This is a genomic window from Flavobacterium beibuense, assembly GCF_004151245.1.
Lineage (GTDB): Bacteria > Bacteroidota > Bacteroidia > Flavobacteriales > Flavobacteriaceae > Flavobacterium > Flavobacterium beibuense_A.
In genome coordinates, this window is record NZ_JUIW01000008.1 from 173,523 (window position 1) to 195,829 (window position 22,307).

The 22,307-nt window shown below is 37.2% G+C and carries 18 protein-coding genes; 12 read left to right on the forward strand and 6 right to left on the reverse strand.

Annotation, left to right across the window (positions count from 1 at the left end):
- Nucleotides 1-188 precede the first annotated feature (188 nt).
- Nucleotides 189-1,058, forward strand: coding sequence for an SdiA-regulated domain-containing protein (locus NU09_RS12390; RefSeq protein ID WP_129751612.1), 870 nt, complete (start codon nt 189-191; stop codon nt 1,056-1,058).
- Here the strand turns inward: NU09_RS12390 and NU09_RS12395 are convergent.
- Nucleotides 1,041-4,706 carry a metallophosphoesterase gene (locus tag NU09_RS12395; RefSeq protein WP_242501877.1) on the reverse strand — a complete coding sequence of 1,222 codons (3,666 nt, stop codon included), beginning with the start codon at nt 4,704-4,706 and terminating at the stop codon, nt 1,041-1,043. The two genes, NU09_RS12390 and NU09_RS12395, sit on opposite strands and share 18 nt — an antisense overlap.
- A 92-nt stretch (nt 4,707-4,798) precedes the next feature.
- Here NU09_RS12395 and NU09_RS12400 point away from each other — a divergent pair, with 92 nt between their 5' ends.
- Nucleotides 4,799-5,983: a Pycsar system effector family protein gene (locus NU09_RS12400; RefSeq protein WP_129751614.1), complete on the forward strand. Its 1,185-nt coding sequence runs from the start codon at nt 4,799-4,801 to the stop codon at nt 5,981-5,983.
- A 7-nt stretch (nt 5,984-5,990) separates the two neighbouring features.
- On the opposite strand, the gene NU09_RS12405 is transcribed toward NU09_RS12400, so the two are convergent.
- Nucleotides 5,991-8,360: a GAF domain-containing protein gene (locus NU09_RS12405; RefSeq protein WP_129751615.1), complete on the reverse strand. Its 2,370-nt coding sequence runs from the start codon at nt 8,358-8,360 to the stop codon at nt 5,991-5,993.
- 129 nt (nt 8,361-8,489) lie between these two features.
- On the opposite strand from NU09_RS12405, the gene NU09_RS12410 reads away from it, so the two are divergent.
- Genes NU09_RS12410 through hemL form a run of 3 tightly spaced genes read left to right on the forward strand, consistent with a single transcriptional unit; the run spans nt 8,490 to nt 11,570 of the window.
- On the forward strand, nt 8,490-9,377 hold the full coding sequence (locus NU09_RS12410) for a 1-aminocyclopropane-1-carboxylate deaminase/D-cysteine desulfhydrase (RefSeq protein ID WP_129751616.1): 888 nt from the start codon (nt 8,490-8,492) through the stop codon (nt 9,375-9,377).
- A 5-nt stretch (nt 9,378-9,382) separates the two neighbouring features.
- Complete coding sequence (locus tag NU09_RS12415) at nt 9,383-10,279, forward strand: glucosaminidase domain-containing protein (protein WP_129751617.1); 897 nt, start codon at nt 9,383-9,385, stop codon at nt 10,277-10,279.
- A 4-nt stretch (nt 10,280-10,283) separates the two neighbouring features.
- Entirely contained in the window at nt 10,284-11,570 is a 1,287-nt protein-coding gene (gene hemL / locus NU09_RS12420; RefSeq protein WP_129751618.1) for a glutamate-1-semialdehyde 2,1-aminomutase, read from the forward strand.
- A 50-nt stretch (nt 11,571-11,620) separates the two neighbouring features.
- Here hemL and NU09_RS12425 read toward each other — a convergent pair whose 3' ends face one another.
- The gene (locus tag NU09_RS12425) at nt 11,621-11,974 is read right to left on the reverse strand and encodes a hypothetical protein (protein WP_129751619.1); all 354 of its coding nucleotides are present in this window, start codon (nt 11,972-11,974) and stop codon (nt 11,621-11,623) included.
- 83 nt (nt 11,975-12,057) lie between these two features.
- A complete protein-coding gene (locus NU09_RS12430; RefSeq protein ID WP_129751620.1) occupies nt 12,058-12,489 on the reverse strand; it encodes a hypothetical protein in 432 nt (143 codons plus the stop codon).
- 108 nt (nt 12,490-12,597) lie between these two features.
- Between NU09_RS12430 and NU09_RS12435 the strand changes: the two genes are divergently transcribed.
- From NU09_RS12435 to NU09_RS12450, 4 genes are all read left to right on the forward strand, one after another.
- Nucleotides 12,598-12,969, forward strand: coding sequence for a hypothetical protein (locus NU09_RS12435; protein ID WP_242501878.1), 372 nt, complete (start codon nt 12,598-12,600; stop codon nt 12,967-12,969).
- A gap of 128 nt (nt 12,970-13,097) precedes the next feature.
- Nucleotides 13,098-13,925, forward strand: coding sequence for an MbnP family protein (locus NU09_RS12440; RefSeq protein WP_129751622.1), 828 nt, complete (start codon nt 13,098-13,100; stop codon nt 13,923-13,925).
- A 47-nt stretch (nt 13,926-13,972) separates the two neighbouring features.
- Nucleotides 13,973-15,016 (forward strand): cytochrome-c peroxidase, encoded by a 1,044-nt coding sequence (locus tag NU09_RS12445; protein WP_129751623.1) that lies wholly within the window; start codon nt 13,973-13,975, stop codon nt 15,014-15,016.
- Nucleotides 15,017-15,020: 4 nt separating this feature from the next.
- A complete protein-coding gene (locus tag NU09_RS12450; protein WP_129751624.1) occupies nt 15,021-15,974 on the forward strand; it encodes a transporter in 954 nt (317 codons plus the stop codon).
- 44 nt (nt 15,975-16,018) lie between these two features.
- Here NU09_RS12450 and lysS read toward each other — a convergent pair whose 3' ends face one another.
- On the reverse strand, nt 16,019-17,713 hold the full coding sequence (gene lysS / locus NU09_RS12455; RefSeq protein WP_129751625.1) for a lysine--tRNA ligase: 1,695 nt from the start codon (nt 17,711-17,713) through the stop codon (nt 16,019-16,021).
- A 138-nt stretch (nt 17,714-17,851) separates the two neighbouring features.
- Here lysS and NU09_RS12460 point away from each other — a divergent pair, with 138 nt between their 5' ends.
- Entirely contained in the window at nt 17,852-18,586 is a 735-nt protein-coding gene (locus NU09_RS12460; protein WP_129751626.1) for a hypothetical protein, read from the forward strand.
- Nucleotides 18,587-18,679: 93 nt separating this feature from the next.
- Complete coding sequence (gene lipB, locus NU09_RS12465) at nt 18,680-19,408, forward strand: lipoyl(octanoyl) transferase LipB (RefSeq protein ID WP_129751627.1); 729 nt, start codon at nt 18,680-18,682, stop codon at nt 19,406-19,408.
- On the opposite strand, the gene NU09_RS12470 is transcribed toward lipB, so the two are convergent.
- Nucleotides 19,409-20,014 carry a ribonuclease HII gene (locus NU09_RS12470; protein WP_129751628.1) on the reverse strand — a complete coding sequence of 202 codons (606 nt, stop codon included), beginning with the start codon at nt 20,012-20,014 and terminating at the stop codon, nt 19,409-19,411.
- Nucleotides 20,015-20,212: 198 nt separating this feature from the next.
- Here NU09_RS12470 and NU09_RS12475 point away from each other — a divergent pair, with 198 nt between their 5' ends.
- Nucleotides 20,213-22,153 carry a S8 family serine peptidase gene (locus tag NU09_RS12475; RefSeq protein ID WP_129751629.1) on the forward strand — a complete coding sequence of 647 codons (1,941 nt, stop codon included), beginning with the start codon at nt 20,213-20,215 and terminating at the stop codon, nt 22,151-22,153.
- Nucleotides 22,154-22,307 lie beyond the last annotated feature (154 nt).

The window sequence follows — 22,307 nt, forward strand, 5'->3', positions numbered from 1 at the left end:
CGTTTTTTTTAAGTGTTAGGATGGTTTTTCAAATTGCGAATGTATGTTTGTAATGAGTTCGTTGTAAAAAGATTATTTTTTTCTCATTTCTGATTTAATTAGGAAACATTGATTTTTTTTAGTAGTTGTGCCATCGGCTTTTTAGCCGATGGTTTTTTATTTAACTTTACTGTAGCAATTGGTAAGTTATGAGAATTGTAAAGCTATTAATCCCCTTTCTGTTTTTTTCCTGCAACAGCACAAACCAGGAAGGGTTAAAGGTATTAGGGAAGCTGGGTCTTAAAGAGGTTTCGGGATTAGAATATATCGCAGAAACCCAAAAGCTTTGGGCAATAGAAGACAGTGGGAATAAGAATATGATTTATAATCTTGACCAAAATGGCGATGTAACTCATAAGGTTGAGATTACCAATGTTAAGAATATCGATTGGGAAGATATTACTTCTGATACCGAGGGAAACCTTTATATAGGTGATTTTGGTAATAACGACAACGACAGAACAAATCTGGCTATTCACAAGGTGAATAAAACAGATCTTGATGAAAAAGAAGTTGAGGCTTCTTATACTGTTTCCTTTTATTATCCCGAACAAAAAGAGTTTCCGCCCAAGCGTTCCCAAATGTTTTTTGATGTGGAATCTTTTTTTGAGTTAAACGGGAACTTTTACCTCTTTACAAAAAACAGGAGTGCAAAGTTTGAGGGTGACTTTTATGTGTATAAAGTGCCTAACAAAGAGGGTAATCATGCTGCACAGCTTATCACTACCTTAAATTCCTGCAAAGTATTCAGTAAATGTGCCATTACTGCAGCGGACATTAGTCCTGACGGTAAAACAATAGTTTTACTGGCTGCGGATAAAATATGGCTCCTTAGCAATTTTGAAAATGATAATTTCCTCCAGGAAAATATGGTGCAATATCCATTAGGAGATTTTTCCCAAAAGGAAGGGGTTTGTTTTAAAGACAATAACACTTTGCTTATTGCAGATGAAAAATCTAATAAGACAGGTGGTAAGCTCTATGAGTTTGATTTAAACCCTTTAAAATCCAAACAATAGACCAAACGCTATCCTACCTCCGTCTGAACCATGAAAGTAAAAAGCTTTAGCTGTTAAAGCCTCTACACCATTAAGCCAGATTCCTCCACCTGCAGACTGGTGCCATTTTCTTGAATCATCACCATCTATCCAAACACGACCATAGTCGTACCCTCCAAAAATTCCATATTTAATTGGGATTATGCTGCTTTTAAAACGACCCAGGGTTAATCTTAAATCTGAGCTTTGAAGATAAGATTCTTTACCCGTAAAACGCTGATTGCGGTAACCTCTTAGATCCGTATCACCGCCCAATGTAGATGCCTGATAGAATTCGAAGTTGTTGTTTAAAAGGCTCCTTCCCTTAAAAGTAGTAGAGAAAACCAAATTATTGTCACCCGTTATTTTATGTGTAAAGCCTAAAGTGCCTTCCAGATAAGGGAAGTTTCTTTCAAACTCATCCATACTTACTGTCCATCCCGCATTTACAGAGAACAGCATTCCCATAGATGGTAAAGACCTGATATCGTAATTCTCAAATTTGTATTTACCATTAACCCTTGCAAATTGCCTGTGCTCCATAAGGTAATCGGGGATTAGTCCCGGTGTGCTGATAAAGCGGTTATTAGTTTCTTCCACTTCTACAGTGGTGAACATTGTGTATACCTCAAAATAACTTCCGTTAGGTGTTTCCTTAAATACAGCAGGAGCTACGCTAAATGTTTGCAGCTTAACTCTGTTGTAATCCATTCCTAAATTGTCATCATTATTAGGTGTTTCATTACCATAGCCAAAGTAGTTTATGCTAAACGTTGGACTTGTATAATGTACATTAAAGCCAAAGTTCCATTTGCTTACTACATTCATAAACTTGCCAATGTAGTCTAGCTCAAATCCTGTTGTAGCAAAATACAGGTTTGCTTTTACCGTATGTTTTTGAGAGAATGGCTTGCGATTAAAATTGTTTACAGTGTAATTAGCTATAAAGCCCAGCTTAACTCCGTCATCCGGGTTAAAACCAAGGGTTGGTAACCCGGTGTAGGCATTGTAAGTAGGTTTTTTAAAGTTATAGGTATTTGTTTCATAATCGTTGGTAAGCAACAGTTTTGTTTTGCTGTCAACGTTATAGGTGTTTTTCTTACTTTTAAAATCATATACTTTTACTTTTTTACCATTTTCCACAAGGTATTCATCATGGTTTTGTCCACCCAGTAATCGTATAAGTATTGGTTTTTCAGGTTTGCCTTTTACTTCAAAAATATCATCGTCATCCAGACCATAAATCCATAATTCTTTGGTTTGTTTACGGTTGTATGTATTATCGCGAATAAGTTCTTCACCATCTTTTTTAATACTGTAAATCTGCACCCTTGTTTCTCCTTCAGGTAGCCTGTTTATTACAAAGTGCTCTTTTTTGTCGGTACCGGTTATAAGCACGGTTTTTAAAAGGACTGCTCTGTATTCTAAAGCATATTTTTCAATATCATCTCGTCTTTTCCTAAGGTTAGATTTTATTTCTTCCATAGTTTCATCCTGTACCTCTTTAGGTAATTCGGTAAACACACGGTTAATAACATCATCGGTAAGATTTTCTTTTAGAAAACGTGCCTGTTCCAGCCATAAGGATTGGTTGGCATTCCTTATCAATGCCATATCCATAGGGTAAGGTTCAAAGGCAAGCCACTTAACGCTCCTTATGTGGTCTTTGTAATCCTGCATGTAGCGCAGAGGAGGCATATTCATAATTAAAGGAAGTAATACTCCTCCGTAATTAGGGAAAGCCTGATCCCTGTCACGAGGTATTGGCCTGTAAATAACACTGTCTTTTTCGTTAAACCTTGACCAACGCCACTGATCGGTATGCCTGTCCCAGTCGCCTATAATCATATCAAACAGTCGTGCACGGATAAAAGCTTTTTCGTCAACAGTATATTTAGGGTTTTTCCTCATATTGTCCAGTACATCATCGGTACTTTCAATATCATCAGGGTTGCCAAAGCTGGGTTCATCTTTAAATTTACCCATTGGTCGTTCTTCCAGCATATAAAGGGCGTTCCCGTATTCGGTATTGAATTCAGCTAACGCATTTTGCTTGGGTATATAATATAGTTTAGGATTGGTGTGATAAATGCCTACAGCATCGGCTAGGTCTCCTACTATAAAAGGCGTAAACGGATGTGACGACGTGTAAAAATCCATTAAGAAAGATTCTGTAACAGTTTGATCAAAATCACTGCCTATATAAAGGTTTTTAAAAGCTACAGTCTGTAAAAAGCGGTTGGCACTTTTCTTTACTCCCCTCATTACATATTCCTTACCTGAAGGATTTTCCATTCTTATCGACATAGACTGGTGTCCGCCCCCTTCCCTTAAGGGAGTTAAGCCTCCGTATAAAGTGTCAAGGTTTACGGTACTAACCTCTATTGGAGTACTAAAGTAACTACGGTAATAATTCCCAAAAAGGAATTTGTAGAAACCACTTTTCTTAGTCATTTCCGGAGTATAAACAGACGCTTCTACTGTTTTAGGAAAATCCGATCTGAACTTTTCAGCGGTATAGGTTTTCGGTTTAGGCCTTGTAATATACTTTTCAAATACCATTTCCTCTTTACCGTCTTTTACGGCATAGTATGTTATTTTAGAAGTGTAGGTGTCATATACATCCAATACTGCATAACCCGAACCTCCATACGAAAAATCATCAGGGTTGATGGCTTTAGCTCCTTCTGCCTTAGAGCCCGCACCACTAATAATCTGGTGTATGTTGTCTTTATGTATGTATTGGAGGTTATGATCATGACCCGATATAACAATAACATTGTCTTTACCCTGTACAAGGGTTTTAATTCTTTTAGAAAGGGCATTGTATTGTTTGCCCTGTATGTCCTGAGGGCTTCCGCCTGATGTATTTCTCACAAAGTTCATTACAGTACCCAATACAGGTAGCGGGATATTACTTTCTAACGGATATAGCTGCTTTCTCAATGTTAATTGCCCGCCATGTGAACCATTAGTCATTAAAGGGTGATGGATGGCAAGGATAATGGTTTTTCCCTGATTTTTATTTAACAGGCTTTCCAGTTCGAGAATCATTCCTTCCCTGGTTTTAATGTCGCAATCGTCATTAATGATAGGGTATTTGTCCCAGTCCTCTAAAAACCACTCACTGTCTATCACTATAAGTGTAAGGCTATCGTTAACTTCAAGATCATCTATGCCGCATCCTTTACCCGGCAGGTAAGAATTTTTAGTTTTTAGATAGTCTTTTATAAAATCTTCCTGATCTTTAAGTCCGTCAAGGCCACTATACCAGTCATGATTACCGGGGATAAAATGTGTTGTCCCTTCAAAATTGTCAGATAATTTAAGCTGTAACAAAAGGCTTTCTTCAGCAGCTTTTCTGCCTTCCTTATCTTTTTTTGGTGGCATGCCGTGCGGATAAATATTGTCACCAAGATATAGTAACGAAGTATTTTTGCCTGTTGCTTTTAGCTTTTGTAAAGCAAAACCAAGCACTTCCTGCGAGTTTGGTCGGGCCGCATAGCCGGCATCTCCCACTAGTGCAAACCTGTGAGATATTGTGTGCTGAGTGATAGTGTCCAAAGGTCTTGCTGTTGCATTTTTGCCATACCTAACATCATAAGAGGCACAGGAAAAAAGTGTAAACACAATAAAAAAAGGTAACAGGAGTTTAATATTTCTGCACCTTACAATGTTAACCCAAAAGAATTTCATAATTTGGTAGTGTTAATTGCATACTTATGAGTGTTGTCCAAAAAGCCGAAAGCTACGTTTTTAACTTATTCAAAGATAAACTATCTCCCGATTATATTTACCATAATTTTAACCATACTTTACGTGTGGTAAACAATGCAAAGCTTATCGCTTCTGAGGAGGGAGTGGGGGGAGAAGATTTTGAAGTACTAGTACTTGCTGCGTGGATGCACGATGCAGGTTATGTTATTAGTGATAACGAGCATGAAGAAGAAAGCTGTAAACTGGCGGTTGAATTCTTACGAGAAAACAACTATCCTGAAGATAGAATAAACCTTATAGAATCGCTGATTAGGGTAACTAAACTTGGGGTAGAGCCTCAAACACATCTTGAGAAAATAATTAAGGATGCCGACTGCTGTCATTTTGCGGATAAGAATTACTGTAATCTTTCCGAGCTTTTAAGGGCAGAATGGAAGCTTACCCACCATAAAGAGTTTACTGATATGGAATGGGCAACAGTTAACAGGCATGTACTTTCTATAAAGCATCGCTTTTTTACCGATTATGCTCAAAAAAACCTGCAGCCTTTAAAGGAAAAAAATCTTGCTGATATACAGCTGGCTATTGCTAAACTTGAAAAAGACAGTAAGAAAAGCTCTAAAGAAAAAATAAACAAAAAGAAGCTTGAAAAACTGGACAGGCCTGAAAGGGGTATTGATACCATGTTTAGGATTACACTTAATAATCATACAAGACTGAGTGATATAGCAGACAGTAAGGCAAATATCCTTCTTTCTGTAAATGCGATTATTATTTCCATATCGCTTTCAACGCTTATCCCTAAGCTGGATAGTCCCAATAATGCACACCTTATTATACCAACACTGGTAATGATGCTTTTTTCGGTAGTTTCTATAGTTTTTGCTATTCTTTCTACCAGGCCAAAGGTTACCAGTGGTACTTTCACCAGAAAGGATATAGAAGATAAAAAAGTGAATCTTCTGTTCTTTGGTAATTTTTATAAAATGCCTTTAGGAGAATATGAGTGGGCAGTAAACGAAATGATGAAAGACAGGGATTATCTGTATAACTCCATGATAAAAGACCTGTATTTTCTGGGGCTTGTGCTCCACAGAAAATACAAGCTTTTACGTATTACCTATACTATTTTCATGATTGGTATAATAGTATCGGTAGCATTGTTTGTATATGCTTTTAAAATGATGTAGCGTAAAGTTATTTCGTAGTCATTTCTTTTAAAAGGTCCTGATAGCTATAGGTTTCGGGATTTTCCGATTTATCGTATATAATCTCAACACGCAGAGCGCGTAGGCCTGTTACGCCCTGTAAGTCTTCAACCTCAAAGTTTTCAATAGAGGTGCCCAGCATATTTTTATGTTGCAGGTATTTTATATATCTTCTGTACTCTGCCTCTTCCTGTTTTTGAGAATATACAATGGTAATTTTACCCTGTTGTGTTATTCTTTCCTGAGTGCCTTTAATGTACGATTTGTCGATACGTTTTTTTACAACCTCATATCTGGCATTGTAAGTTCCGTCCACATCAAAACGTTTTTCATCCATTCTGAAACGGATGGAGATAGGCACGCTGAATACCAGTATTAAAGAAGTAACATCCAGATCATAAGGCAGGGTAGGGCGAAGTTTGTAATACTCGTTTTCCATTTCGCACATAGCCTGTAGCTGCCATAACCTTAGGTTGTTAAGATATAATGGATTGTAGTTTAGCTTAGGAGCAATGGATGCACCTATGTAAAGGTTGTGTTCTACACCATCTGTTTTAAAACGCTCGTAATAATGAGGGAAGAACGATTGTGCTTCTGCCTGTTTTTTATCTAGTACTTCGGCCATTTTTTTATTGATAACCGATAAAGCGTCGTCAAAATCCTTACGGTTTTCATACACCATCTTAGCTTTACCGTCCAGGCTCTCAAAATATTCCGATATCTTATCGTGTATTTTGGTATTGGTGGTATCAAAATGCTGAAGTAGTACATGAATTTCATTAATGATGTATCCCTGCACTACAGCTTCGGTATCTGCTTTGAGTTCCTGTTTAAGGTCATCCTGCATTTTTTCAAGCTCATACATATGCTGCTCGATCAGTGGAAGCTTTTCAATTTCGTTAATAAATCTGAACAGTACTGTTAGCTTTTCAATCTGGCGTATAAGGTCTTTTTCGGTAGACTGGTTACGGGCAGTTGAAGAGCCTTTAATGTCTATCTGTCCGTAAAGTGGATATACTTCTTTGAAGATGATTTCCTTAAAGGCAAGGTCAGGATTATTGCCTGCTTTAATGTGAGCTAAAGCTTCTTCCCTAAACTTCCAGTAAACACTATGGTGAATCGCAGTGTATTCCTTTTGGATAATGGCATCTATCTCATTCTGAAGCTCAGAATAATATCTCTCCATGGTATCTGTAAGGAAAGGAAGTATATAGTGTAGCTTTATGGCATTAATACTGTTTAGTTCTCTTGGTTTTGAAGAAACCAGTTCAATAAAGCCAAGCATCTTATCATTTTTGATAATAGGGGCCAGTATACAGCTTTTTATTCCCTGTTCTAAAAGGCTGTCTGCAAATCGTGTATCTTCAGGTCTTTGCAGTTTGTATTCCTCAACGTCAGAAATAATAAATTCCCTTTTATCCTTCATCATTGTCTTAAGGGTGGAGTCACAAAAAAGATTATTACAGTTGATCTCTCTGCAATCTTTCAGTATAAAACTCTTCACTTCTTTAAAAGGAGCTAGGGTAAAAACATTATCTTCTTCATTTACTTCAGTAAAGCCGATTTTAAGATCAGGTATTTTGTAAATAGACTTAAAAATGGCTTCTACATTGCCTTTTACTGTTTCTTTTAGTTCGTGAGGTTGTAACAGGTTTGTTTTTAGGTTTGATATGGCGTTTTCTACTGTAGCATCAAAAAGCGTAACGATACCAAACCCTCTGGAAATCCAGCTATGTGGCGGGAATTTCTCTTTCCACAGCTTCAGGTTATCATAATTGTCGGTTAGCAGATTGATGTCTTCCTGAGATAATGGGATTGCCTTCTCTGTAGGTATTATTTCAAGAAAATCAGCATTAATCAATATTCTATAGTGCTTCATTATTCCGTCAGAATCAGGAATGTCGTAAAACAAAGGTTTGCTGAAATCAAGATTCTGTCCGTAATAAAAATTTAGGATAAGGCAACAGCAGAACACATAGAACTGATGATCGTCAAAATTCCTTATCTGCATGCCAAAGTCCTTACCGGCATTTTTAAGTATCTTATCGAAACGTTCTGTATGATTAAATGTAATGTTGAAAAAAGGTATAGAAGCAGCCTTAATCTCATTATGTGTAAGGGCAGTTGGAAAAAGATCTGCCAACAGGTTTTTTATAAGTAATTTGTGCTTATCAAGTAAAGTTAGGTCGGTAATACCCTCTCGTAGCTCAGGAAAAGGCTCGGCATGTCTAAGTAATGCCTTGGCATAATCTGATCTGTAGTCTATATCAGACTCGGCAATTTCTTCCAGTTTTTCTAAGACTTTATGAAAGGAAATCTGAGCTGTTAAAGGGCTATTTTCATATTTTTCATCTTCCATTTTTAGCTAGGTATAAAGTACATCAAATTTACAAAAAATTAAAACACGTTACACTAAACACGATGTTTAACATATTTTGCAACATTTTTCGGTTATTTTATGTTTATTTTGTAGTGTCTTTTAAGTTTTATGAACCAAACGGTGCAAATTAATTTTCCTAACAACATTAATCTCGCTATAAAACGGGAAGACCTCCTTCACCCCCATATCTCAGGGAATAAATTCAGGAAATTAAAATATAATATACTGGAAGCCAAGAGGCAGAATGCAGAGAGTTTGCTAACCTTTGGCGGAGCCTATTCCAATCACATAGCGGCAACTGCTGCTGCGGGCAAAGAATATGGATTAAAAACCATTGGGGTTATAAGAGGAGAAGAACTTGCCGATAAGATAAAGAGCAATCCAACGCTTAGTTTTGCTGAGGACTGTGGTATGGAGTTTGTGTTCGTTTCACGCGAAGATTACAGGGAAAAGACAAAAGACGAATTTATTGGGGAGTTGAGAGAAAAGCTGGGTGATTTTTATCTGGTGCCCGAAGGAGGAACTAATCAGCTTGCTGTTAAAGGATGTGAGGAAATATTGACGGATGGTGATGAGATGTTCGATTATATAGCCTGCGCGGTAGGTACGGGAGGAACCATTTCGGGTATAATAAATACTTCAAAACCCCATCAAAAAGTACTGGGTTTCCCTGCTTTAAAAGCTGATTTGTCAGTTGATATTGCTAAATTTGCGCAGCAGGATAACTGGCTACTTGTTGCAGATTATTATTTTGGCGGATATGCAAAAGTCAATGAAGAGCTTGTTGCTTTTATAAATGATTTTTATGCCAAAACAAATATTCCGTTAGACCCTGTGTATACAGGTAAGGCGGTTTTTGGCGTTATAGATTTAATAGAGAGAGGCTATTTTGCTGATGATTCCCGTATTTTAATGATACACACCGGAGGATTGCAGGGAATAGCAGGAATGAATAAAGAATTACTAAAAAAAGGATTGCCCACGATTAAAACCTGATGCAGATGATAAAGAAAATTTTAGTTTTAGTGGTACTTGGTATTTTTGTAAGCTGCGGTTCTCACAAGTCGCGTATACAAACAACTAAAAACAGTACGGCAAAGCACAAAACAAAAAAAGACAAAAAGTCAAGATCTAAGAGCAGTACAGCCGACACAAGAACGCCTTCTAATAATAACAGCAGTTCTGGTAAAACCGAAACACTTGTATCATCTTCTAAAACGGTAGTATATGCTGATGTGGTTAAAAACTATATCGCTCAGTTTGCACCTACAGCTATGGATAACATGAGACGCCACGGCATACCTGCCAGTATTACACTTGCTCAGGGTATATTAGAGTCTGGAGCTGGAAGAGGTACACTTTGTGTTAACGCTAATAATCACTTTGGTATAAAATGCCATAGCGACTGGGACGGAGATAAAGTATATCATGATGATGACGCAAAAGGCGAATGTTTCAGGAAATATGATGATCCTGCCGGATCTTATGAAGATCACTCTTTATTCCTGACAACAAGAGGAAGGTATGCATCGCTTTTCAAACTTGATGAAGACGATTATAAAGGCTGGGCACACGGGCTTAAGGCAGCCGGTTATGCAACCGATCCTAAATATCCGGCTAAACTTATCGATTTAATTGAGCGTTATGATCTAAATAGTTATGACGAGGAGGTTTTAGGTAAATCGCATAAAACAAGAAAAAGAGACAGGGACGAAGAGAAACAAAAAGAAGAAGCTGTTGTTAATGTTTCATCTTCAGGTAAAACCTATCAGGTAATGCAGGGAGATACCCTTTATTCTATTTCAAAAAAACATAATCTTACTGTAGACGAGCTTATGAAATTAAATAATCTTAGCTCTAACGCAATATCAATAGGACAGATTCTTAAAGTAAAATAATAACATGTTATATCAAAGAAGCAGCCAGCTTTTTGCTGAAGCTGAAAAAGTTATTCCGGGCGGTGTGAACTCGCCCGTTCGTGCATTTAAATCGGTAGGAGGTACTCCAATATTTGTAAAAGAGGCAAAAGGAGCATATTTATATGATGAAGACGGTAACAGGCTGATAGATTATATTAACTCATGGGGACCTATGATTTTGGGCCATGCTTATGAGCCCGTTGTAAATGCTGTTATTGAGAAAGCTAAAAAAGGCACCTCTTTTGGTATGCCTACACAACTGGAAACAGAAATTGCTGCACTTGCAGTAAGCATGGTTCCTAATATAGATAAAATACGTTTTGTAAACTCGGGTACAGAGGCCTGTATGAGTGCAATACGACTTGCAAGAGGATATACAGGACGTGATAAGATCATAAAGTTTGCAGGATGTTATCACGGTCATTCCGATTCTTTTCTTATACAGGCAGGTAGTGGCGCTGTAACTTTCGGTTCGCCTAACAGCCCGGGTGTAACTCAGGGTACGGCAAAAGATACCCTGCTTGCTACCTACAATGATTTACAGAATGTAAAGGATTTATTTGAAGCAAATAAAGACCAGATAGCTGCTATAATAATAGAACCTGTTGCGGGTAACATGGGGTGTATACCTCCTGCTGAAGGTTTTTTACAGGGGTTAAGAGAGATTTGTGATGCTAATAGTTCTCTATTGATATTTGATGAGGTAATGACTGGTTTCCGTCTTGCTAAAGGCGGCGCTCAGGAGCTTTTTGATATCAAAGCCGATATTGTTGCTTTTGGTAAAGTAATTGGCGGAGGTCTTCCGGTAGGTGCTTTTGCTGCAAGAAATGAAATAATGAATTATTTAGCACCTGTAGGGCCAGTTTATCAGGCAGGTACACTTTCGGGTAACCCATTAGCAATGGCTGCAGGTCTTGAAATGCTTAAAGCTTTAAATAATGATACTGATGTATTTAAAAGGCTTGAAGAAAAAACGGCTTATCTTGAAAAAGGTATCCGTGAAAAACTTACTGAAGCAGGTTTGGCTTATACGATCAACAGAAGATGCTCTATGATTTCTGTGCACTTTGATGCTAATCCGGTAACCGATTTTAAAACTGCTTCAAACGGGGATAATGATACCTTTAAGAAGTTTTTCCACGGTTTGCTTAAAGAAGGGATTTATATAGCGCCTTCGGCTTATGAAACCTGGTTTATTACAGATGCCCTTTCTTATGAGGATCTGGATTTTACAATAAATGCTATAGGAAAAGTAGCAAAAGATCTATAAATAAAAAGCTCCCTTTAAGGGAGCTTTTTTAATATTATGTTTTTATAATATTAGTGGCTTAAAACTTTTAGTAAGCCCGGTGATGTAGCAAGTTTTTTGTTTTGCTCCGGAGTTAGCGTAGAATTTATTTTACTTTCAATAGACTCAGCTAAAATGTCTTTACGCTCTTGGCTTAAATCCATTGCAAGCAATTGGTGTTTGTTAGTGAACAGGTTCATAAAAGCCTCTTCCTGAGTGCCTTCAAGTTCTACCACTTCTTTAAGTGCCTTTAAATCTTTTTGAGCGGCAACTTTGTAATTTTCCTGTTGCTGAGCAACTGCCTGGTTAGAAGCAGCTTTTTGCTGAGCAGTAGCGTTCACGCTAAAAGCAAGCATGATAACGAATAAAGCAATTATTTTTTTCATGATTTAACTGGTTTTTGTTTAGTGTTATGTACGCCAAATCTAATTAATTTATAAAACAACACAAAACTTTAACAGAAAAAAAATTATCTCTTATTGCCTTTTTGATATTTTTTACTTCTTTTTTCAAACTTATTCTTTTTTTCAGCTCTCATTTTTTCCCATTTTTCGTACTGATCTTTGGTAAGTATTTTTTTCATTTCTGCTTTTGTTGTAATCTGCTCATCCAGCATTTTGCTTTTCATTTCAAATTTCTGGTCATTAGTAAGCTTTTGTCCTGCTTCTCTGTTTTGTTTGCGCTCGGCCATTGCGGTTTCAACTTTTTTATTTTTGTCCAAAAACAGTTTCTGTACATTGGCTTTTTGACTGTCATTCAAATCAAGTTCAAGAGTAAGTTTCTTTACCTGAAGTTCGGTGCGCTGTTCGGCAGTAAGTCTTTGTCTGTCTCCTCTTCCTCCGTGTTGTGCAAATACATTAAAACCAACTAGTAATACTGCTGTTAAAATCCATGTTTTCATAATCTTATTTTTTTAAGTTATATACCATTAAGACATTTTCAAAAAGAAAAAGTTTAAAATGGAGGAGAAAAATTTTTTAATGTAGGGTTTGGGCAGTACTTTTGCGCTGTGAAAAAACTAATAATCATATGCTGTTTGGTAATGCTGTTTAAGCCGTTAATGCCGGTTGCAGAATACATTATTAAATATGATTATATAGCAAAGGAACTTTGTGAAAATAAAGCAAAGCCAGAGCTTCACTGTAACGGTAAATGTCACCTTATGAAAGAGCTTGCCAAAGCAGCTGAAGATGAAAAACCGGCATCACAAAAGAAAAATTCACATCAGGAAACAGAGGTCTTATTCTGTCAGTCTTCATTAGAATTTGAATTTACTCCTTTTTATATAAATACAGAAAAAGAAATATCGGTTATTTATACTAATCTGTATGTTTATTCCGGTTACTCTGCTGTATTTCATCCGCCCTCATTTATTTCTTAAGACTTTATCAGGTAGTACTCTGCTGCCAAAATTATCTGTAACTGCTTTTTAGTGGCTACAGGTTATACTTGTGCGCATAATTAATTTTATGTGCCGGGAAACATATATAATCTTAATAAATAAACACGATGAAATTTCAGTTAAAAAATACAATAGCCGTATTGGCGTTTACTACCCTTTTTGTTTCATGCTCAAATGATGACGATTCTTCTTCTGTTGTTGAAGGTACAACAGGAGATGTCGAGCTTTACTTTGATAATGGTGTTGCAGGAGATGCACTTATTTTAGGTAATACTTACACTAACTCTAATAATGAGAGCCTTACTATTAATCGTTTAAATTATATAGTAAGCAACATTGTACTTATAAAAGAAGATGGTACTGAATTTACTTACCCTAAAGAGGAAAGCTATTTTGTAATTAGTGAAGAAGGTGATTTGCTTACGGTTCATTTAGAAGGAGTTCCTGCAGGAGATTACACTAAAGTAAAATTTGGAATAGGAGTAGATGAGCAACGTTATTTACAGGGAGAGAGTGAGCAGCAAAGCTTTTGGGATTTAGCTGCCCAGTATAACCTTACCTGGACATGGTCTACAGGATATCGTTTTATCAACTTTGAAGGAACTTATACTTCACCGGCTGTTGAAGGTGAAAAAACATTCCAGGTGCATCAGGGAAGCAACTCAGCTATCGATAATTACAGGGAAGTTACTTTAACTCTGCCCACAACAGCAAGGGTAAGGGAGGATGAAATGCCTAATATACACTTAAAAACCGATGCTAATGTAATATTAGATGGTGTTAATAAAATTAAACTGGCAGATAATATAAATGAAGCACAAACGGGTACTGCTATAATGGGAGGTGAAAATCTTATAAGTATTGCAGAAAACACGTTACAGATGTTTGCTGTAGATCACGTGCACAACGGTAGCCACACAGGTCACGGAGAATAATTGATAATGCCCTGCTATATAATGTGGTGGGGCTTAATCTCTTTACTATGAGGACAATTATTTTAATACTATCGTTTGCCTGTCTTTTTATATCCTGCTCTAAAGAAGAGGAATATACAGAGATAAACAAATCTATTGATTTTCAGGTTCCTGTAAATTTTCCTGTTTTGGCTCAGGACATAGAACATAACTGGCCAACCGAAAAAGGATTTGAACTGGGGAGGAAACTGTTTTATGACGGAAGACTATCTGCAGATAATACCATTTCCTGTTCTTTTTGCCATGAGCAGGCTTCCGCTTTTACACATCACGGACATGACTTTAGTCACGGTATAAATGATTTAGTTGGTGTACGGAATGCTCCTGCTGTTCAAAATATGGCTTTTCAGAGTGAGTATTTTTATGATGGGGCTTCAAACAGTATAGAAATGCTTTCCATAGCACCTATACATAACCCTGTTGAGATGAATGAAACACTTGAAAATGTTGTTTTGAAGCTAAAGCAGGATCCGGAATATATAAGGCTTTTTGGAGTTGCCTTTGATAATGGTGAGGTATCGTCCGGAAATGTGTTGAAAGCCTTGGGGCAGTTTATGACGATGATGGTTTCGGCAAATTCCCGTTATGATAAGCATGTAAGAAATGAGCCGGGAGGTGATTTTAGCCAGCAGGAACAATATGGTATGGAGCTGTTTCAGCAAAATTGTACTGTTTGCCATAAAACCGATTTGTTTACGGATAGTGCATTTCGCAATAACGGTTTACCACCTAACCCTAACTTAAACGACTTAGGAAGGGAAACGGTAACAGGTTTTGCAGCCGACAGGCATAAGTTTAAGGTGCCAAGCCTGCGCAATGTGGAGCTTACCGCGCCCTATATGCATGATGGTCGCTTTGGTTCGTTACAGTCGGTACTTAATTTTTACTCAAGCGGGTTGGTCGATTCGGCTACGCTGGATGAGGAACTAAAGCATGAAGGAGTGCTGGGTATCCCGCTCACTCAGGAAGAAAAGGAGGCGCTTATAGCGTTCCTAAAAACACTTACCGATGAGGAGTATATAAATAACTCGATGTTTTATTATCAAACATAATTAAATGAAAAACTATATAATAGGCATACTGCTTCTTGTGTCGCAAATGTTTTATGCCAAAACAGAAAAAGATACACTTTATCCAAATTTCAGGCAGTATATGTTTGAATTTGAAGATTTTTGTGATGCCTGCGGATGTTCAGCCAGCGGGGGAGGTATGGGGTTCAGTTCCATGCTCGATCAAAATTTTGTAGGGATACGATATATGTATCAAAGCTATTCAAGCCGAGAAGGTATTTTTAATAATTCACCATGGATAGACGAGAACTTTAATACAATACAGGTCTGGGCAAGAATACCTGTGGCAAAAAACATACAGGTTTCGGCATTGATGCCTTATCACTTTAATAGCCGTACTCCTTCAACAGGAAAACAGTCAATAGACGGCATAGGTGATATTACGGTGTTGGGTTTTTATACAGTTTATCAAAACAAGGCAGATACGTTAGCATTTACACATACGCTTCAGGCAGGTGCAGGGGTTAAGGCTCCTACAGGTACTTATAACAGCGCTAATAATGGTAGTGTTAACCCGAGCTTTCAGTTGGGTACCGGTAGTTGGGATTACCTTCTTGCAGCCGAATATGTTGTGAAGCATAAACAATGGGGTTTTAATGCCATGCTTAATTATGTATTCAAAACTGAAAATAATGAAAACTATCAGTTTGGTGACCAGTTTAATTATGCAGGTACATTCTTTTATGTGATAGAGAAGCAAAAGTTTACACTTGTGCCTCAGGCTGGGCTGGCGGGAGAAGTTTATGCTTCAAACAGGCAGTATGGTGAAGATGTGCCCAACACAAAAGGAGATATCCTTTTTGGAAGGGGAGGTTTTGAGGTTGGCATGAACAAATTTTCTTTTGGGGTAAACGGAATGTTGCCCATAAACCAAAATCTTACGGGAGGTAAAGTGGAGGCAAATTACCGATTGGCTTTAAATCTTAATTATAGCTTATAAAAAAAGGAACCTAAATGGTTCCTTTTTTGTTTGTGTATAAAATGTTATCCTTTAAATTCTACAGTTTTTACATCACCTTCTACAAGCACTCTTACAAGTCCGTGTTTTGAAAGGCCTTTCATTGCAGCATCCCATTTTTTACCACTTAGTCCGGCTTCGGCTTTAAGAGCATCTAAAGCTAATGATGTACTGGTTTTAAGTATCTCTGCAATAAGTTTTTCGTCTTCCGTAAGTTCAGGCCCTTTTTTCTCAGGTCTCATTTGAGGGAAGAACAGTACTTCCTGGATAGACTGATTGTTAGTTAAAAACATTATTAACCTGTCCATACCAATACCAAGACCTGATGTAGGAGGCATACCATATTCTAAAGCTCTAAGGAAGTCAAAGTCTATAAACTGACCAGCTTCATCATCACCTCTTTCGGCAAGCTTAAGCTGAGCTTCAAAACGCTCTCTCTGGTCAATAGGATCGTTAAGTTCAGAATAAGCATTAGCTATTTCCTTACCGCAAACCATAAGCTCAAAACGCTCTGTAAGCTCCGGATTTTCACGGTGCTCTTTACAAAGTGGACTCATCTCTTTTGGATAGTCGGTAATAAATGTTGGCTGTATAAAGTTACCTTCACATTTCTCACCAAAAATCTCATCGATAAGTTTTCCTTTACCCATAGTCTCATCAACCTCGATACCCATACCTTTAGCAGCTTCAAAAATCTCTGCTTCAGTTTTTCCGGTAATATCAAACCCGGTAAACTGCTTAATGGCGTCAGTCATGGTAACTCTTGCATAAGGAGCTTTGAAATCTACCGTATGCTCACCAAATGTAGCTTTGGTGGTTCCATTAACAGCAGTAGCACAGTGCTCAAGCAGGTTTTCGGTAAACTCCATCATCCAGTTGTAGTCTTTGTAGGCTACATATATTTCCATTGCAGTAAACTCAGGGTTATGGGTTCTGTCCATACCTTCGTTACGGAAGTTTTTACTAAACTCATACACACCGTCAAAACCACCTACAATAAGCCTTTTAAGATAAAGCTCATTAGCTATCCTCATATATAGAGGGATGTCCAGTGAGTTGTGGTGTGTTACAAATGGTCTTGCCGCTGCTCCTCCCGGAATAGGTTGTAATACAGGTGTTTCTACCTCAAAGTAACCTTTGTCGTTAAAGAAGCTTCTCATGGCGTTAAACAGTTTTGTTCTTTTAACGAAAACCTCTTTAACCTGAGGGTTAACCACTAAGTCTACATAACGCTGACGGTAACGTAGCTCAGGGTCGCTAAAACTGTCGTAAACTTTTCCTTCTGCATCTGTTTTAGGCATAGGAAGCGGGCGAAGCGTTTTACTTAAAAGAGTAAAATCGTTTACACGAACTGATTTTTCTCCAACCTGGGTGGTGAAAAGAGTACCTTCCACACCAATAAAGTCACCAAGGTCAATAAGTTTTTTAAATACCTCGTTGTATTTTGTTTTGTCCTCATCAGGACAAATTTCATCTCTGTTGATGTAAATCTGTACACGGCCTTCACTATCCTGTATTTCGGCAAAAGAAGCTTTACCCTGAATACGGAACGACATAACACGTCCGGCAATAACAACCTTCTTACCTTCAGCAAAATCTTCCTTAACCTGTTTAGACGTGTGGTCTACAGGAAATAAATTAGCGGGATACGGATTGATGCCGAGATTTCTCAGCGAGTCCAGTTTTTCTCTACGGATGATTTCTTGTTCTGAAAGCTGCATGATTATTAATGTTTTTAAGCCCGCAAAGATAATCATTATTAACAAATAATCAATTTGCATTTTTAACTGTATCAGGACTTTTTGTTAGCTTTTAAAAAAGATTATATTTGGCTCATTAACAAAAACAAACACCTTAATATGAAAACAAAATTACTTTTAGCGTTCAGTCTTTTCTTGTCACTGTTTGCTACTTCCTGCAACTTTACAGAAACACTGGTTATAAACGAAGATGGTAGCGGTACCATGACATTAGCTATGGACGCCTCTCAGCTAATGGCTATGGCAGGTGAAGAAATGACAAAGGAAACAGGAGGTGAGCGTATGGATACTATTATAAATTTTAAGGAACTTCTTGAAGAACATAAAGATAGTATTGCTATGCTGCCTGAAAAGGAAAGAAAGATGATGCAGGCGTTTTCTAATATGAAAATGAAAATGTTGATGGATCCTGCTACAACCGAATTTAAATTTGATATGATAACGGATTTTAAAGGAGTTAACGAACTTCAGGATATGATGAAGCTTATGAAGGAAGTTAAAAATATGCAGGGAGGAGCTAATGAGCAGGATGGTATGCCTGATGCTTTTAAAAATGATTCGGAAGTAAGCTATTTTTATAATGGTAAAAAGTTTATTAAAAAAATAACTATGCCTGCCGAAATAGAACAAATTCCTGATAGCCTTGCAATGTATATGGCTATGTTTGAAAGTTCTAAATATGTAATGAATTATAAGTTTCCTAAAAGAATCAAGTCGGTGTCAAATTCTGCTGCCGTAATTAGTGAAGACAGAAAATCAGTTACCGTTACATATACTCTTAGCGATTATTATGTTGATCCTAAAAATATGGGGATTGAGGTAAATTTTGAATAATTTATATTTATACACAATATATAAGAGGTGCTTTAAGCACCTCTTTTTATTGGTTTAAGTTTTGTAATTTTGTAGTCAACTTATTTTACTGCTATGAATAAACAAGTAAAGTTCCTGGATTTAGGAATGAAAGATTATAAAGAGGTATGGGATTTTCAGGAAAGTCTTTTTAGCGGAATACTTGATGTGAAGATTAAAAACAGGAGGGAAGAGCGTAATGATGATACGCCTAATTACCTTTTGTTTACACAGCATCCTCATGTTTATACATTAGGGAAAAGCGGAGATATAGAAAACCTGTTGCTTAACGAAAAGCAGTTGGAGAGTAAAGGGGCTACTTTTTATAAAATAAACAGGGGAGGCGATATTACCTATCACGGCCCCGGTCAGGTTGTAGGGTACCCAATATTGGATCTTGAAAACTTCTTTACCGATATACACAAATACCTTCGCTTTTTAGAAGAAGTGATTATAAAGGTAATGGCCGACTATGGTCTTAACGGGGTTAGGAGTGAAGGAGAAACCGGAGTGTGGCTTGACGTAGGCACTCCTTTTGCCAGAAAGATATGTGCGATGGGTGTTAGGGCTTCAAGATGGGTAACCATGCATGGTTTTGCTTTTAATGTAAATGCCGACTTAGGCTATTTTGATAATATTATCCCGTGTGGAATAAAGGATAAAGCTGTAACTTCCCTAAATGTTGAGTTAAGGGTGGATAAAGTTGATGAAGAAGAAATAAAGAAAAAGATACTTAAATACTTTGTTGAGCTTTTTGAAGCAGAGATTGTAAATGCCGAAGCAGAGCAATTGCTTAAAGTTTAATTATAATCCGAAATCAAGTTCTAACTGATCTGGTAATAGCCTGAATGATTTGCGATGGTATTTGGTAATGCCGTATTTTTTAATCGCTTCACGGTGCTCTACTGTTGGGTAGCCTTTATTTTTTTTCCAGTTATACATTGGATATTCTTCATGAATACGGTTCATGTATTCGTCTCTATATGTTTTAGCTAAAACTGAAGCTGCTGCAATACTTAAAAACTTACTGTCTCCCTTTACTATACAACTGTAAGGAATATTGTTTACAGGTTTAAATCTGTTTCCGTCTACGATAATGTAGTGAGGTACAGGCTCAAGTTTAGTAATGCATTCCTGCATTGCTCTTATTGAGGCGTTTAAAATATTTATTTCGTCAATAATGTCTGGCTCGATGTTTGTTACGTGATAACAAAGGGCTTTTTCTTCAATTAAAGGACGAAGAAAATCCCTGGTTTTTTCGGTTAATTGTTTAGAATCGTTAAGTAATTTTAATTCAAAGTCTTCCGGGAGAATAACAGCTGCTGCGGTAACCGGGCCGGCAAGGCATCCTCTTCCTGCTTCATCTGTACCTGTTTCAATAGGGTGCTCTGAAAATTTTAATGATAACATAAACCGAATTGTTGCTTTTTTTCGTAAATAACTATACGCAAATGTAGTTTAGTTGCGTTAAAATTAAAATTAATACCGGTTAATTTATATTTATTTATATTTTTGCGAATCTTATTTTCAAGTTGTTAGAAGTTTAGCTTTTTGAAAATGAGTTTATCTATTGATTGATTTGTTTATTTTAAATTATTTAAAACAGTTATGAAAAAAAATACTGTATCAGCTTTTCTGTTGTTGTCTTTAGGGCTTGCTGGCTTAACAGCTAATGCTCAAACAACTCCGGAAGCTAAGGCTAAAATTACATCTCGTTATGATCAGGCTGAGATTAGCAGAGTTCGTGCAGAACTTAAAGAGTATAACGAAAAAAACCATAAAAGAACCCTTGAGCTTGCAGAAGCTAACGGATGGCCTCTTGTGTTAGAGTATAAGAAAGGTCAGTATAGTTATCTTAGTGGTGTTACAGATCTTGATGAGCCTATTTATAAGGCAACCGATAATAATTTTGGTCCTTCCAGTTCAGCTATTACAGCCCGTGTTAATCATTTAAGAGCAGGTGGTAGCCTTGGTCTTGATCTTCAGGGTCAGGATATGGTTGTTGGTATGTGGGAAATTAGTGGTGCCTTAACTACACACGAACAGTTAGTGGGAAGAATAACCTCGGGTGACGGAGTTACTTTTAATGGTTCGACAACAGATGCATTAAGTAGTTCAGGTCATGCTACACACGTTGCAGGTACCTTAATAGGTTCAGGTAACGGTGATATTACGGCTATGGGTATGGCGCCTCAGGCTACTATGTTGGCTTTTAATTCAAGTCAGGATAATATTGAGGCTCTTGATGCCGCAACTACAGAGGGTCTTTTAGTTTCAAATCATTCTTATGGTGTTCCTCTTGCAAACGCTGCATCATGGATGCCGGGAGCTTATTCTACTGAGAGTCGTCAATGGGATCAGGTAATGTATTCTGCTCCATATTATCAGGCGGTTATTTCTGCGGGTAACGACAGGAACGGTTCTAATACCAATGATTTACTAATAGGTAATAAGGTGTCAAAGAATGCTATTGTAGTGGCTGCTGTAGAAGGTGTTGCAAATTATACAACCCCGGGCGATGTTGATATGTCTAATTTTAGTAGTTGGGGGCCAACTGATGATGGTAGGGTAAAACCGGATATTTCTATGAAAGGGGTTAGTGTGCATTCGTCTTATCCTGGAGGAGCTGCAGGAAGTACTAATTTTACCAGTAGTTATGGTCAGCTTGATGGTACATCTATGGCATCTCCCGGTGTGGCAGGGACTTTAATTTTGTGGCAGCAGCATTATAATGAAATTAATGGAGAATTTATGCGTGCAGCTACATTAAAGGCACTTATGATAAATAGCGCTGATGAGACAGGAAGTTTTCCTGGTCCTGATCAAAAATTTGGCTGGGGACTTATTAATTCAAAAAGAGCTATAGAAACAATTAACGGTAATGGAGAGACTTCAATAGTTGAGGAACTTATTTTGAATCCGGGTCAGACTTATACAAGAGATATTATTGTTCAGGGAGATCAGGATTTAAGAGTTACTGTAGTTTGGACAGATCCTGCAGGTTCTGCGACAACTACCGCAAACGATCAAACTCCTAAGCTTGTTAATGACATTGATGTTAGGGTAAAAGCTGAAGGTGATATATTTCCTTCTTTCCCTTGGGGATTTGGTGATTTTCTGTCATTAGGAGCTGTAAAAGGTGATAATGCTAAGGATAATGTTGAGGATGTGTTAATTTCTCAGGATGAAATTACTCCGGGTGTATATACTATTACTGTAACTCATAAAGGTACTCTTCAGGGCAATCAGGCTCAACATTTTTCGTTAGTTGTAAATGCTGTAACAGATGAGCTTAATGTAAGGGATTCTAAGTATGACAATGTTTCTGTTTACCCAAATCCTGCAACAGATGTTATCAATATTCAGTTAGGTTCTGGTGTTCAGGGCACTGAAGGTAGTGTTGTAATGTATGATTTACAGGGAAGAATTGTTAGACAGTTTAATTCTTTAGTTGATAAAGTTGATGTTTCGTCGCTAAACTCAGGTATGTATATTTTAAATATTGAATATGACGGATATATAGAGTCTAAAAAAGTAATGGTAAAATAATATTTTTTACTTGATAATTAAAAAGCTGCCTTCGGGCAGCTTTTTTTGTTTTTCGTTTAAATTGTACGCAACCCTTTAACATTTTTTTCATCTGTTAAGTGAGATAATTTGTGAAATTTTTAACATTCAGGTTTGTTTTAATAAATTCTCACTT